The organism is Enterococcus sp. 2G9_DIV0600 (assembly GCF_002140615.1).
In the GTDB taxonomy this organism is placed as follows: Bacteria; Bacillota; Bacilli; order Lactobacillales; family Enterococcaceae; genus Enterococcus_D; species Enterococcus_D innesii.
In genome coordinates this window covers 1010585-1024160 of record NZ_NGLL01000001.1, presented here as the reverse complement: position 1 = coordinate 1024160, position 13576 = coordinate 1010585, and the positions used below count along the sequence as shown (strand labels likewise).

General features: G+C 41.2%; 16 protein-coding genes. 2 read left to right on the top strand and 14 right to left on the bottom strand.

Going from position 1 to position 13576, the window contains the following annotated elements:
• Positions 1-72: 72 nt before the first annotated feature.
• The 11 genes from A5870_RS04900 to A5870_RS04850 form a co-directional block, all read right to left on the bottom strand.
• A complete protein-coding gene (locus tag A5870_RS04900; RefSeq protein ID WP_086291989.1) occupies positions 73-924 on the bottom strand; it encodes a helix-turn-helix domain-containing protein in 852 nt (283 codons plus the stop codon).
• Between the two features lie 67 nt (positions 925-991).
• On the bottom strand, positions 992-1714 hold the full coding sequence (locus A5870_RS04895; RefSeq protein ID WP_005225447.1) for a deoxynucleoside kinase: 723 nt from the start codon (positions 1712-1714) through the stop codon (positions 992-994).
• A 15-nt stretch (positions 1715-1729) separates the two neighbouring features.
• Positions 1730-2170 (bottom strand): nucleoside 2-deoxyribosyltransferase, encoded by a 441-nt coding sequence (locus A5870_RS04890; RefSeq protein ID WP_086291988.1) that lies wholly within the window; start codon positions 2168-2170, stop codon positions 1730-1732.
• The gene (locus A5870_RS04885; RefSeq protein ID WP_086291987.1) at positions 2167-2733 is read right to left on the bottom strand and encodes an LOG family protein; all 567 of its coding nucleotides are present in this window, start codon (positions 2731-2733) and stop codon (positions 2167-2169) included. The genes A5870_RS04890 and A5870_RS04885 overlap by 4 nt, the downstream gene beginning before the upstream one ends.
• Positions 2734-3054: 321 nt before the next feature.
• On the bottom strand, positions 3055-3462 hold the full coding sequence (locus A5870_RS04880; RefSeq protein ID WP_086291986.1) for a helix-turn-helix domain-containing protein: 408 nt from the start codon (positions 3460-3462) through the stop codon (positions 3055-3057).
• Between the two features lie 246 nt (positions 3463-3708).
• Entirely contained in the window at positions 3709-4932 is a 1224-nt protein-coding gene (locus tag A5870_RS04875; RefSeq protein WP_086291985.1) for an amidohydrolase family protein, read from the bottom strand.
• Positions 4933-4948: 16 nt separating this feature from the next.
• Entirely contained in the window at positions 4949-6310 is a 1362-nt protein-coding gene (locus A5870_RS04870; protein ID WP_005225442.1) for a hypothetical protein, read from the bottom strand.
• Between the two features lie 348 nt (positions 6311-6658).
• Complete coding sequence (gene msrA, locus A5870_RS04865; RefSeq protein ID WP_086291984.1) at positions 6659-7582, bottom strand: peptide-methionine (S)-S-oxide reductase MsrA; 924 nt, start codon at positions 7580-7582, stop codon at positions 6659-6661.
• Positions 7583-7892: 310 nt separating this feature from the next.
• The gene (locus tag A5870_RS04860; protein WP_086291983.1) at positions 7893-8243 is read right to left on the bottom strand and encodes a type II toxin-antitoxin system PemK/MazF family toxin; all 351 of its coding nucleotides are present in this window, start codon (positions 8241-8243) and stop codon (positions 7893-7895) included.
• A complete protein-coding gene (locus A5870_RS04855) occupies positions 8237-8527 on the bottom strand; it encodes an AbrB/MazE/SpoVT family DNA-binding domain-containing protein (protein ID WP_086293387.1) in 291 nt (96 codons plus the stop codon). Before A5870_RS04855 ends, A5870_RS04860 begins: the two co-directional genes overlap by 7 nt.
• 208 nt (positions 8528-8735) lie before the next feature.
• Positions 8736-9605, bottom strand: coding sequence for an AraC family transcriptional regulator (locus A5870_RS04850; protein WP_086291982.1), 870 nt, complete (start codon positions 9603-9605; stop codon positions 8736-8738).
• 104 nt (positions 9606-9709) lie between these two features.
• Here A5870_RS04850 and A5870_RS04845 point away from each other — a divergent pair, with 104 nt between their 5' ends.
• Together A5870_RS04845 and A5870_RS04840 are read left to right on the top strand one after the other, a co-directional pair.
• A complete protein-coding gene (locus A5870_RS04845) occupies positions 9710-10195 on the top strand; it encodes a GNAT family N-acetyltransferase (protein ID WP_077452813.1) in 486 nt (161 codons plus the stop codon).
• Complete coding sequence (locus tag A5870_RS04840; protein WP_086291981.1) at positions 10192-11073, top strand: DMT family transporter; 882 nt, start codon at positions 10192-10194, stop codon at positions 11071-11073. The genes A5870_RS04845 and A5870_RS04840 overlap by 4 nt, the downstream gene beginning before the upstream one ends.
• 336 nt (positions 11074-11409) lie before the next feature.
• Here A5870_RS04840 and map read toward each other — a convergent pair whose 3' ends face one another.
• The 3 genes from map to rlmH all read right to left on the bottom strand — a co-directional run bounded on the left by map (position 11410) and on the right by rlmH (position 13520).
• A complete protein-coding gene (map, locus tag A5870_RS04835; protein WP_086291980.1) occupies positions 11410-12195 on the bottom strand; it encodes a type I methionyl aminopeptidase in 786 nt (261 codons plus the stop codon).
• Between the two features lie 42 nt (positions 12196-12237).
• Complete coding sequence (truA, locus tag A5870_RS04830) at positions 12238-12975, bottom strand: tRNA pseudouridine(38-40) synthase TruA (RefSeq protein ID WP_086291979.1); 738 nt, start codon at positions 12973-12975, stop codon at positions 12238-12240.
• Between the two features lie 65 nt (positions 12976-13040).
• Positions 13041-13520 carry a 23S rRNA (pseudouridine(1915)-N(3))-methyltransferase RlmH gene (gene rlmH, locus A5870_RS04825; RefSeq protein WP_008379108.1) on the bottom strand — a complete coding sequence of 160 codons (480 nt, stop codon included), beginning with the start codon at positions 13518-13520 and terminating at the stop codon, positions 13041-13043.
• Between the last annotated feature and the right edge of the window lie 56 nt (positions 13521-13576).

Here is a 13576-nt window from a genome sequence, read left to right as displayed (position 1 = left end):
AGTCCCTTCGTCGAAAGGACTGCTAGTTATCAAGCATTTGAGCAACAAAAATTTTTTGTCGAAAATATATTTTTAATCAATCGTTTCTTCGACCGCTTTTAAATGCGCCAGTAATTTTACATTTTTATTGATTTTGGCATACGCTCGTGCATCGTGTAACATTTCCAAAATTGTTTCTTTCGGCTGTTGTTCGCGAATAGCATTTTCGGTCAGTTGGGCTGCCGCGCGAGCCAAGTAGTAAGTCAAATGATTGTCGGAACAAATCGCCAACACATAATTCAACAAGGTATCACTAGTTTCCAAATCATCGACTTTGGCATAAAAGACGCCGCAATGAAAGACGATGTTCAACACCCGCCACGTGTCTTCGATCGTTTTGATCGGATAGGTATAAATTTTCTCAAAGACCTTCGTCACATAAAACTCAGCCTTTGCCCATTCCTCTTCTCTGGCATACACCAAACCGATCCCAGTATACGCTAAGAGATCAAACAATTCCTCCGCCGTTTCATTCATCAATAACTGATCGAATTGAAACAAGACATCGGTAATCGCAGCTTCATTAAAAATCATTTCAAAGCCTTTTAAATAATCATATTGCGCTTTTAATGCTGGTTCATCGATCAACTTCACTTCGATTTGACTTAACAATGCAGCCAACTGTTCATACTCGCTCGTGATCAAGTAGAATTCGGCTTTTGCCAATTCTTCTTTGATTTTGGTCGTTGTGACATTCATGGAAGAAAACAAGTCGACCAATGGCAAGCCGATCCGATTACACAATTTGATCAAAATTTTGAGGGACGGTGCCTGACCGTTGTTTTCAAATTTACTCAAAGTGGCTTGCGTACAAATTCCTTCCGAAAGTTCTTGCTGCGTGAAGCCCGCCTGCTTCCTCACCTCAATAAATCGTTCAACATTCATCGCCTTGCTCCCTCCCCTTGTCGATAAGACACTTGTTTTTTTCAGTAAGCTGTCCTCAACAGCTGGGTCAGCTTGTCACAGATGCTGCGTTTTTCTTGGAAAAATCACCTTTTGCGATGGCTTTGTCCGTACAATAGTGGCCTTTGCCATGGGTCTGACGGACCTCTGCCAATTTTTCTTGGATCATCTCGAGGATCACCATGAGGTTGTCTTCATTGGCAACAAAGTCCAATTGATCCCCATCGATTTGCATTTTCGGACAAACGTCAAAGTTTTCATACCATTCATCATATCGCTGATTCAATTCTTTGTAATAGTCGTACAATGTCGGATCGTTGGCAATTTGTTCATAGGAACGGCCACGTTTATTGATCCGTTCGATCATTGTATCCAAGGAAACTTTGATATGAACCATTAAATCTGGATGTTTCAACGGCGCCGATTCTTCCAATTCCCGCAGCATCGTATTCAACAGATTATCGTATTGTTCGACTTCCATCGGTGCGATGCGACCTAGATCGGCATTTAGATGAAACATCAAACTGTCCTCATAGATGGAGCGGTCAATGACATTGTCATCATTCGACAACGCTTCCCGCATCCCTAAAAAACTTTTGTTTAAGAAAAAAATCTGCAATAAAAAGGCGTATCGTTCTGGATTGGAATAAAACAATGGCAGGACATCGTTGTCCTCCACGTTTTCATAGAAAGGCTTCGACGCCATTTCCTTCGATAAAAAATCAGTCAAACTGCTTTTTCCTGCCCCGATCGTTCCTGCGATTAATAACACATTCATCATCCTTTATTAAATATAGTCACCGACAAATGCTCGGTGCGCCATCGCTTCAAAATCATACGCTATTCGTGCCGCCAAATCAGTCAAATACGCTTGTACCGACTCCGTCAACATCAGATTGACCGCCGAGCTTTTTTCCTGAAAAGCGATCACTGGTTTATTTCGTACGTGTGCTGCGCCGATTTTAAAGGCTGTTCCTGGATCAGGGATTCCACCATGGTAATCCACAACGACAACGACGACGTCGGCTCGTGTCAATTCCGGCATGTCTTTTTCAAAAATTTCTCTCGCCCATTCCGGTGTATTGGGTTCAGATGAACCTTCTTGATACAGGCGCGGCGAATAGATCGCCAAGTGTTGCGAGTTTTCAGCTAAACTGCGTTCTACCTGTTTGAGTCGTGCGACTTGTTCGTTTGAAAAAAATGGTCCAGCTAAATAGACCTGCTTCATCCTGCTAAGCACTCCTTTCCTGACCCCTTCGCCGCCAATCGTTGGATCAACGACTCAACGTCAGATAGGAAAAAGAGCGTTTCCGGCAGTTCAGCCCAAACTTCAAACATTGTTAGCAGCGGCTTCAGTCCATCCTTCAAGCCTTCGTTCATTAACACACCGATCGGCTTGACTGGCAATTTCCCAAGAGTCATAAAAGAGCATACTGATGACAACTCCTCTAGTGTACCAAATCCACCAGGTAATACAAGGTAGGCATCGCTCATTTCCAATAACTGTTGCGTTTGTTCCTCCCTCGTATCCGTATAGAACTCGGTGTATGTGCTTGATCCAGTGATGATTGGCGGCAAATCTTCTGCAAAGGAACCTGATGGATAGATCCCCGTCACTGCGCCTTCTTTTTCAAAGACCCCTTTCACGATCTCCCTCATCAAGCCAGCCAAAGGGCCACAATAAACCAACTCGATGTGATTTTTTGCTAAGGCATTGCCGATGGCACGAGCGGTCTTTGCCAACTTTTCCTCATTTTCTAAACGGGTATCGCAACATACAGTTACTCTCAAAAACAACAGCTCCTTCTTCACTACACCTGCTATTTTACACAATCTCTTAAAAAAGTAAATACTACATATTGTGCTTCATTTAGATAAAAATCGTTCTATTCACTATATATTGTATATAGTCATTTACATCTTTTCGCTTTCCCTTAAACCTTACAAACCTTGAAAATAGCAGCCAAGAACAAACAGAACCAGCTTTCATCGATTGCCTCAGCCCTCTTTCATCCCACATAAAAAAACACGATGCAGCTAGGCTCGTGTTTTTTTATCCATCACTTTTTTCTCTTGTCCAAACAAAATTCAGCAAAAAACTGTATAAAAAAATTATTTTTCGTCGGTGGCTGCTTTCAGCTTTTGCAGATCCTCTTGCTCGACAAAAAAAGTCACTTCTCCTGTTTCTAAATCGACAGATGCTTTGACTTCAACCCCTCGTGGGAAAAACTTGCTGGCATCGGTCTCGATTTTCAAACGCATCGTTCCGTCTTTCAATCCAGCACCATAGGTCATCGTACGAAAGTTCTTTTTCATTCCTGCTCGCTCCTTTTTTAATAGCTCATCGACGCTGCACCCATAAAGGGTACTCAGTTTCAATAAATTCAAACTGTCTGGTACCGTCTTGCCGGTTTCCCAATTTGAGATCGATGTGCGGGTCACTAAAATTTTTGTTGCTACTTCTTCTTGGCTCATTTGCTGTGTGACTCGATGGTTCTTTAATGCTTCCCCAATCGTCATCTTGGCCTCCTTCTTCTACCTTAACGCAGACCTGCTGTGGTTTCTGCTCAAATCCATTGATATTACGGCATTGTCAAACAGTTTTGACAGGATTTTCTTAAACGAACTCTCCGTGATAGTGGTTTTCTTTCTATCATAGATGAAAAAAGAATAAATGACTAGAAAATGATTTTTTTATTTCGACTATATTACGATAAAAAAAGTAGCACGAATAAATCGTACTACTTGAGAAAACATGACCTGTTACTAACGGTGGATCGTCACTTCTTTTTTGACTTCTACGGTGATGCGGCCATTTTTGATGACCATCAAACGTTCAGGAATATCGATCAGCACATCGGCTTTTCTTTGGGTATCTAAAAGAATCAAATCTGCGCGGTTGCCAACAGCGATTCCATAGTCTTTGATATTTAATGCTTTAGCGGTATTGGTCGTGATCATTGGCAAGACCGTCGGCAGGTCATCGGCGCCGCCTAAATGCGCCACTGGCACAGCCAACATAGCAATTTGAATCAAATCACCGTTGCCATATGGTGTAAAGGCGTTACGGATATTGTTGCTGCCTAAACAGATATTCACACCAGCATCACGTAATTTACGAATCGGCGTCACGGCACGGCGAACGTTGTAGGCATCGTTTCTGGCACCTAAGTGCAAGTCGGTCGCAGGCAACGGCATCACATTGATTTGGGCTGTGACCATCAAATCGATGACTTCTGCCAGCTGATCAGGTTCCATGGCATGCAGTGCAGTCAAATGTCCTACTGATACCCGACCTTGATAGCCTTCTGCGATGGTTTTTTCACACAGATAGACGATCGATGTATCGTCTGCTTCGTCGGCAAAATCTTGATGCAAGTCAATGTCTTTGTCAAATCGCTTGGCGATCTCAAAGATCAAGTCGATGTGCTCATTGGCTGGCGCATCATTGTAAGGAATGCCGCCAACGACATCGGCGCCTTTCTCCATCGCTTCGATCATCATTTTATCCGTCCCGGGTGCTTTAAAAATCCCTTCCTGCGGAAAGGCAACGACCTGGATATCGATCAAGTCGCGGTATTCTTCTTTTAAGCGCATGATGGTGTCAAACCCTGTGAAGCCTTGTGCTGGATCAAATTCGGCATGGGTGCGCACAGCAGTCGTGCCGTGTACGATCAGCATTTCTAATGCGCGTTTCGCCCGATCATAAATGTCTTCTTCGGTAAAGGTCGGTTTCAGCTTTGCCGTAACTTGGATCGCTTCTTGCAACGTACCTGAATTATTGGGTTCACGATCGGCGATCAACGCTTTGTCTAAGTGGATATGGCTTTCGATCAATCCAGGGATCACCACTTTGCCTTTCGCCTCAATCGTTGTTGCTGCTGATTCTTCAATGTTGGGTGCAACTGCGGTGATTTTTCCTTCTGAAATTGCAATGTCTACTAATTCTGCATCGTCTTCAAGACGTGCTTGCTTGATCAATAAATCCATGTTTTCCTCCTATCCATCAGCCAAACACTAAGCCGATGACTAATAATAATACGGCTGCTAAACTCAACCACTTCACGTTTCCTTTGACTACATCCAGAATCGGAATTTGGAAACCAGAAGATAAAGCTTGCATCGTAATGTTGACAAAACTCATTTGACTGCCGAGGCCAACCCCCATCGTTACAAAGCCAAGAGCTAAGACTGGGAAGCCTAATGAAACGGCAACTGGTAGCACGAGTGTTAAAACGGAGCCGACATAGGCACCTGCGGGAATCCCAATCAAGACACCCGTCAAGATCGCCACGGGAACGACGATCGCTGCGGGGGCATTTTGTGCTGCACCGGCAATTACAGCAAACGTCCCGGTTTCAGCGATCACGTTGATGAAGGCTAAAAAGATCCCCACTTGGAACAAGCGGGTCAAAATATACGTCGATCCGTCCACCATCGCTTCCACCGATTGATTCATCGAAAAGTCGGTACAAACAAAAATCAACGCCAACGTGACCACCATATAAACTAGCGGCGTAAAGAGGACAAAGCCGATCAGGTCATTGATCAACGGACCAAAGATGACCGCAAAAAGCAAGAAGATTGCAGGCAGTGTCGTTTTGAACAATTCACCATTGCTTTTGTTTTCATACTCTTGATTGGCTGATTCTTTGAAGCCCAGATGACGACGCTTGGTCCCAAAGAATGCCAATAAAATCGCCAAACCAACGAATAACAACCAAAATGGGCGCATTTGATCGACGTAAGAAGCGACACTAAAGCCGCCTAGTTCAGACACGATACTAGATTCCAAAGAGGCAGGAGAAGTCGTAAAGGAGACAGCTGCCGCTAACGACATCGCTGCGATCAATTCGGGTACCACCCCAACTGCCGCAAATGCTAACGGTGCGATCACCATCGCACTCCCGCCGCCGATTCCGGACATATAAGTCGCTGCTGCCAATAAGATAACAATAAAACCAGCCACATATTCCACTTTTCCTTTGGTCCCTCTTTTGGCTAAGGTTAAGGCTGCCGTATAACTACCGGCTTTGAAGACCGCCATCGCTACAGCGGAATTGATGATTGGCACCGTAATACTCAACATCGTCGGAATAGCTTCCAACAGTTGCGAATTGGCTTCAGCTAAACTGATCCCGCCAATAATCATCGCCAAGATCCCAGCAATCAAGCCAGCAATGATCATATCTACTTTTTTAAAGAGCAAAACCAGCACTAACACTAACGGAATCAGTACTAGAAATGCTTTGACTCCTGTTGGTGCGACGATCTCATTGATCGCTTCTGCCGCAAACACTGTTCTTTCTGAAAAGATAAAAAGAATGAGAGCCATAAACAGTGAGACGAACGTTCCCTTTTTTTTCATCACATTTCTCCTAACTTATATGAACCTTCATATAATAAATGTTGTGTTGCTATGTGGTGTTGCCGATTGATTTTTCCGCTGATTTTTCTCTGGTGTTTCCCACCTTCTTTCCTCGAAGAAAGGAATCAAGCAAAAGACACCTGCTTTTTCGACCTTTTTCGCCACTTTTTCTTTCTCTATTATAATTCTTGTTGTTAACGCTTTCTTTGGACATTATTCTAAAATAAATCTACGTTTTTTATCCAATTAGCTAAAAGCGCAGAAAAAAGCGCGGCCTGTGGAGAAAAGAGCCTTCATTTGATCCTCTGGCCTTTTCTCGGAGCCCCGCTTTTTTGATGTATCTTCTGCCTATGATCGTTTTTCACCTCGGTTTGTCCAGCGTTTCAGCCGATAAAAAAGCATCAGTTGTTTGCGCGCCCGCTTGATCCGCTGGTAGCGCTTTGGCTGCTTCTTGTAAAATGCTTGATGGTAGTTTTCCGCTGGCCAAAACTGCGTGGTCTTGCGGATTTCAGTCACGATGGGTTGCTGATAATAACCAGATTGTGCTAGTTCCTTTTTGGCTCGTTGCGCAAGCACTTCCTGCTCAGCAGTCGTATAGAAAATGATTGGGCGATAAAAATTGCCGCGATCTTGAAATTGTCCGAAAGCATCTGTCGGGTCTGTCACTTGCCAATATAACTGCAACAAGTCCTGATAGGTGATGATTTTGGGATCAAAAATGATCTCTACTGCTTCGACATGCCCTGTTGTTCCACTTAGTACTTGATCATACGTCGGATTCGGGACGGTTCCCCCGGTATACCCCGACAAGACGGAAAGAATGCCCGGCTGGTCTTCAAAAGGCTCGACCATACACCAAAAGCAGCCTCCAGCAAAAATAGCCACTTCTTGTGCTTTTCCACCTGTTTCGGTCGGCTCCACAGAAACTTCTGCTGGTTGGGCTTTGCTTGTTTCTTCATTCCTTGCCTTTTTCGGTGCTGACTGGCTGATTGTTTGATAAAACTCTGCGACATTCGGGGTCAGATTGTTTCTCAGTGCCAAAGGACGCAACGACGCTTCTAGTTTTTCCAAAACCCGTCTGGTCTGTTGGTCTTCAAGACTATTTGACGATTCCTTTTCGTGTTTGCCCGCTTTTTGTTTGGTCGCCAGCTGGGTTTCCAGTGTATTTTTTGCTTGCACCAGTTGTTCTCGTTCCCACTGTCTCGTGCCAGGATGCAAGATCAAATTATAGATTTCTGACAGCCACGCCATCGTTGTTTGCTTCATCACCATTGCCCCTTTGCCTCATGAAGGAGCGACTCTCGCTCCTTGTTTGGTTGCACTGTACCATAGTTTCGCCGATTCGCCCAATTTGATGCCCAGCAGCGTACCGACTTCAAACGTCGCCAAGCACAAAGTATTAAAATTGCTAATGCAGACACAAAAGCTCCCCCAGTTGCCTTGTTTATAAAAGTATCGTCCAGGCTCTTGAGAATGGAGCTGATGTCTTAAAGATTGCACGGGCGTATAATCTTACGGATATACTGTTTATAGAATAAAAGAAAACAGCATGGTCGACATCGATAAGATGATCATGCTGTTTTTATTTACTTACTTTTTGAAATACTGTTCTGACTTTCATCAATAACTCATCAACCAAGTGCTCATGCGCTTTTTCCAAAAAAACACATACTCTGGCTTCATAATCTATTGTCGTTAATTGATCTAACAATACTTTTCCTGTTGTCTTCATGCCATAATCTGGATTAATACTTACATATAACGGATAGTTTCTACTTGTACTGGAAATCGGAGCAACGGTGACAACGTTACTATAATCTGCAATCATGTCATGACTTAAAACAATATAGGGTCTTTTTCCTGTTTGTTCATGTCCAGAACGAGGAGCTGTATCCAATAACAAAATATCACCTTGTCTAGGTTTTCTTACCATTTTTCATTCCCTACTGCTTCACCTAAATGTTGAATTTCCACGTGATTTCTCTCAGCAGTGTAATTTTCAAATAACTCTTCAATCGTTAACTCGTTTTCTGAATTTGCCGCTTCGATGATTAGCCGTCTATGCCCGTTTACTTCTTCTTGTATTATCTTCACTTTGTCATCTGTATGAATGCCAAGATACTCCATAATGTGCTTGGGCAATCTAAGACCGTTACTATTGCCCCATTTTTTTATAGGTAACATTTCCATGCGCGACACCTCTTTCTGTATATACATAGTATAACATATATCACGACTAAGTATATACATAATTATCCTTTTGGTCGATTCACCTAAATTCCATTAAAAAGAATTGTTCTTACAAGTTTACACTGCTGTGCTAAGTTAGTATCTTTCTGACCTAACTAATGGAGCTACTAAAGGAATTGTGAAATGAAGAATTAAAAAATTTTATGTTTCTGACCCTATTTTAAGTTATCGCCCATTAATCTATGGATCCGGGCGTTCGTCCATATTTTTTCTTAAAACTTTGGATAAAATGACTCGTATCAGAAAATCCAATTTGTTGAGAAATTTCAGTAACTGTTAGATTCTTATTTTCCAATAAACTCTGACTTCGTTGTAATCGATAATCAATCAAGAATTTATAAGGGGTCATGGATGTGTACTTTTTAAACAATCTGTTCGCCTCTGAATTACTAATGTGACTACTTGAGGAAATATCAGCTAAAGCTATATTTTCGGCATAGTTTCCGTATATAAATTGGATCATTGTCATTATCTGATTTATTTTAGTATTTTTAATGGTAGTCGGTTGCTTTATCTGATCTAACTTCGAGTTGATTAGAATAAGCCAAGCTTTACAAAGATCTATCGATATCAAGTACTCTCGACCAAATCTTGGTTCCATGTAATACAAATCGATAATTTCTTTTAGGATAGATAAGATTTCTCTTGAAGAAATATCCAGGTTGTCCATCGCAATACAAGGATATTTTATACTATTTACATAGGGCTCCACATAGCTAAGGTCCATTCGGCTTCCAGGGAAGAAAGTGAGATTCTCCTTGATAAAATTTATGCTTATATAAGAGCTATTGGGTGTTAGTTGAGTCATTTGATGTAGAACATTAGAGTTGATAAAGATAAAATCACCTTTATTTAATATATAGTCGACTCCATTAATTTTTGCATTAACTACTCCCTTCTCAACAATGGTAAATTGTAATTCATCATGCCAATGGGCATCATCGAATCCTCTACCTGAAGGATTCACTCCATTTTGATTTATATGATAAATTTCAAAAGGAAAACTAGTATCTTGATAGTGATTCTGTTCAAATAATTTTTTCATCAACTTGTCCTTTGGTTATATTTTCATATGTAAGAACCTTTTTTTCATATTATTATATATCATTTGATGATATTATCATATAAAAATATTGGAGTTGAATAATTATGACAATCGAATTTATCCCCTATAATAAGCGTTTTTTAAGCGAAATGACACAAACCTGGAATGATATTTTGATAGATGGCGAAGCATTTCCAGGAGAAGATTTATTTAATACAGAAGATTTTGAATTAATGTTATTAGAACAATCTGCTGCATCCTGTCTTCTTTATAATGGAGTCTATGCAGGATTCTTCATAATTCATCCTAATAATATCGGACGTTGTGCACATACTGCAAATGCGAGCTATTGTATCGATAAAAGGATGAGAGGAAAGGGCTTATTCAAACACGTAGTAAAAAGATCCTTATGGGAAGCAAAACAACTAGGTTTTCAAGGAATGCAATTTAACGCCGTCGTCTCTAATAACAAGGCAGCGATCCATACCTACGAGAAAAATGGGTTTTCCATCATCGGTTCTATCCCTAAAGGATTCCGACTGAAGAATGGAATTTTTACTGACATGTATATTATGCATCGATCGCTATGATAAAAAAATACCAAGGCATTCTCTTCACTATCTTTACAATTCTAATAGTCAGTTCTACAGAGATTACACTAAAGTTACTAGGGGGAACGAGTAGCCACGGGGGGCAATTAAATTTTTGGCGTTTTTTGATTGGCGGTATTTTTCTATTTATTTTAGCTAAGAAAAAAAGTATAAAGGTAGCTTCTTTGCCACTCCTTGTTTTAAATGCGATTTTATTTATCGTATTCAGCATGAATTTCTATCAAATGGCTATCTTTCAATCAAGCGCATTCTTTGTAGCAGTTGTTTTTAGCACAAATCCATTGTTTACACAATTGATAAATACGTTATTAACTCGTCAGTTAAAAGTACCTTCACTTTCGATCATACTTTCAGTACTAGGAATCATAATCATCATTGTTTCAAATTACACAAAAAATGATCTAGGGGTTCTATTTGCTTTGATCTCTTCTATTTTATTTGGATTATATAGTACACTAAACGAAAGAATTATCAAAAAATATACTTTAAGTACAGTGACTTCTACATCATATACCTTTATTTTTGGCGCATTGGAATTGGCGCTATTAAATTTGATTTTTTCGAAATTTAATGATGATTCTCCATTAAAATCGATTTTCACATTTCATTACTTTACCGATTTTAGCCTACAAACATTACCAGGTCTATTCTATTTGAGCATTGTGGTAACCGCCTGCGGCTTTCTGTTTTACCTTATCTGTCAAATAAAATTCAAAAAATTATCACACACTGTTTTTTTCTCTAAGCCTGCGGTTTCTGCAATATTTGGTTTGCTAATCTTAAATGATCCTATTCCTTTTTCTAGTATTGTAGGTATCTCGTTGATATTTTTAGGTAGTATATTAACTTTTCAATAATTTACTAATGTACAATCCTCATGATATTATTTTTTTGTATTTTCGTTGGCTTAAATGTCACTCGATTCCCTCTTCTACTGATCGTTAAATGATTTATAAAGCAAAATAAATAATCGGAACCAAATAAGAAAAAGCCAAAAACGTTTTAAGTTTCTGAAACCTTAAAATAAAGTGACTCCATCAAATAATACCGATATGAATAGACAAGCACTTGTTGATTACTGAGTTCTTTTACGATCTTTTTGAAAAAAGCACAGATCGAAAGGGCGTACCATCAGTTAGGTACGCCCTTTTAAGAAATGTAGAAAGTATAAATGTTACGGAAAATACACTCAGTTATTTTTCAAAGACATTAAGTGATGTTGACGTTTCTTCCTTTTGCAACGTCATGATGACTGGACCTTCTTTGGTGATGGCGATCGAGTGTTCATATTGGGCACAATAACTGCCGTCAATGGTGGTTGCTGTCCAGCCGTTCGGGTCCATCTTCATGCGCCAAGTGCCGGTCGTGATCATCGGTTCGATGGTGATCGTCATGCCCTCTTTCAAACGAATTCCTTTGCCAGGCAAGCCGAAGTGAGGAAAGAATGGTTCTTCATGAATGGTTGGGCCAATGCCGTGAGCAATAAAGTCCCGCACGACACCATACCCTTTTTCTTCAGCGAAGCTTTGGATCGCATAACCAATATCGCCGACCCGGTTGCCGACTTGTGCTTGCTCGATGCCTTTCATTAAGGCTTCTTTCGTTACTTCCATCAGCGCTTGATGTTCTGGCGAAATCTCTCCTACAGCATACGTCCAACAGCTGTCAGAGATTGCTCCTTTGTAATCGACACAAAAATCAACTTTGACGACATCGCCTGATTTTAAAACATATTCTGAAGGGAAACCATGACAAATCTCTTCATTGACACTGATACACGTCGCAAATTCATAGCCTTCAAACCCGATTTGCGCGGCTGTTGCCCCTGCTGCTTCTATCTGTTGATGGACAAAGGCGTTGATTTGGTTCGTGGTGATACCGGGAACGATTTTTTCCCGTAGCTGCTCGTGAATACTTGCCAAAATACGACCAGAAGTTTTCATTTGTTCGATTTCTCGTGGGGATTTTAATGTGATCAATAGATGATCTCCTTTCCTTAAATAGCCATTACCAAGTTTCTTTTAATAATACACCTCATCTAGAAATAAGCCATGAGAAGGCACTGTTTCACCAGCTGCTTGTCGTACTTTCTCGGCTAAAACTTGATCGATCACTTCTGGCGGCAGTGTGCCATCGCCAATGGCAATCAGTGTGCCTGTCAAGATTCGGACCATTTTATGCAAAAAGCCGTTACCTTTGAAGGTAAACCGCAATAGGTCGCCTTCTGGTGTGATGGTGATTTCATCGATCGTCCGCACCGTTGATTTTTTTGATTTTTTCAACGCAGAAAAGCCAATAAAATCATGGGTGCCGATCAACTTCTCAGCCGCTTGCTGCATTTTTTCCAAATCAAGGGGCTGCGGGCAATGAAAACTGGTATTGCGAGCAAAGACTGATGGGATTGCGTTGTTCCAAACATAATAGCTGTATTGCTTGCCTTTGGCATGATAGCGTGCATGAAAGCGTTCAGGGACTTCTTCAATCTTGTTGACGACGATGTCTTGCGGCAAATAGCGGTTAAAGAACTGCTGCATCTCTGGCAAACTCATTTGATGGGCCGTTTTGAAATTCGCCACTTGTCCTCGAGCATGCGTGCCAGCATCGGTTCTGCCAGAACCCACAACCTCAATTTCTTCTCCCGTCAATAATTTGATGACTCCTTCAACTTTTTCTTGGATCGTTTTTTCAGAATCTCCTAGTCGTTGCCACCCTAAGTAGCGCTTGCCGTCATATTCAATCGTTAATTTGATATTTCGCATGGTTGTTGCTCCTTTTTACCGGTAGTACCGGTGGATAATTTTTTCTATTCTATTGCTTGAGATATTTACTTATGATACGGCGCCCCCGTATTGATTCGATACGCGCGATAGATTTGTTCCAATAAGATCAGTTTCATGAGTTGATGCGGGTAGGTCATTTTGCCAAAGGAGATTTTGGCATCACTGCGAGTCATGACTTCTTGGCTTAAGCCTAGGGAACCGCCGATGACGAAGGTCAGTTGGCTTTTTCCTTGGATGCCGAGTTGATCAATTTGTTTGGCGAAGGCTTCGCTGGTGGGATTGGTGCCTTCGATTGCTAAGGCAAAGACATATTCGGTGTCTTTGATTTTGGCTAAAATGCGCTGGCCTTCTTTTTCTTTGATTTGCAGCATTTGAGCTTCGCTCAAGGTTTCTGGTGCTTTTTCATCTGGTACTTCGACAAACTCAAGCTTTGCGTATGCCCCCAATCGTTTGGCGTACTCGTTGATTCCTTGAACGAGGTACTTTTCTTTTAGTTTTCCTACTGTGACGATTTTGATTTTCATAGTTCCCTCCTCGTTATCCCCTTATTTTATGAAAATGTGGACAATGCTATCCACAA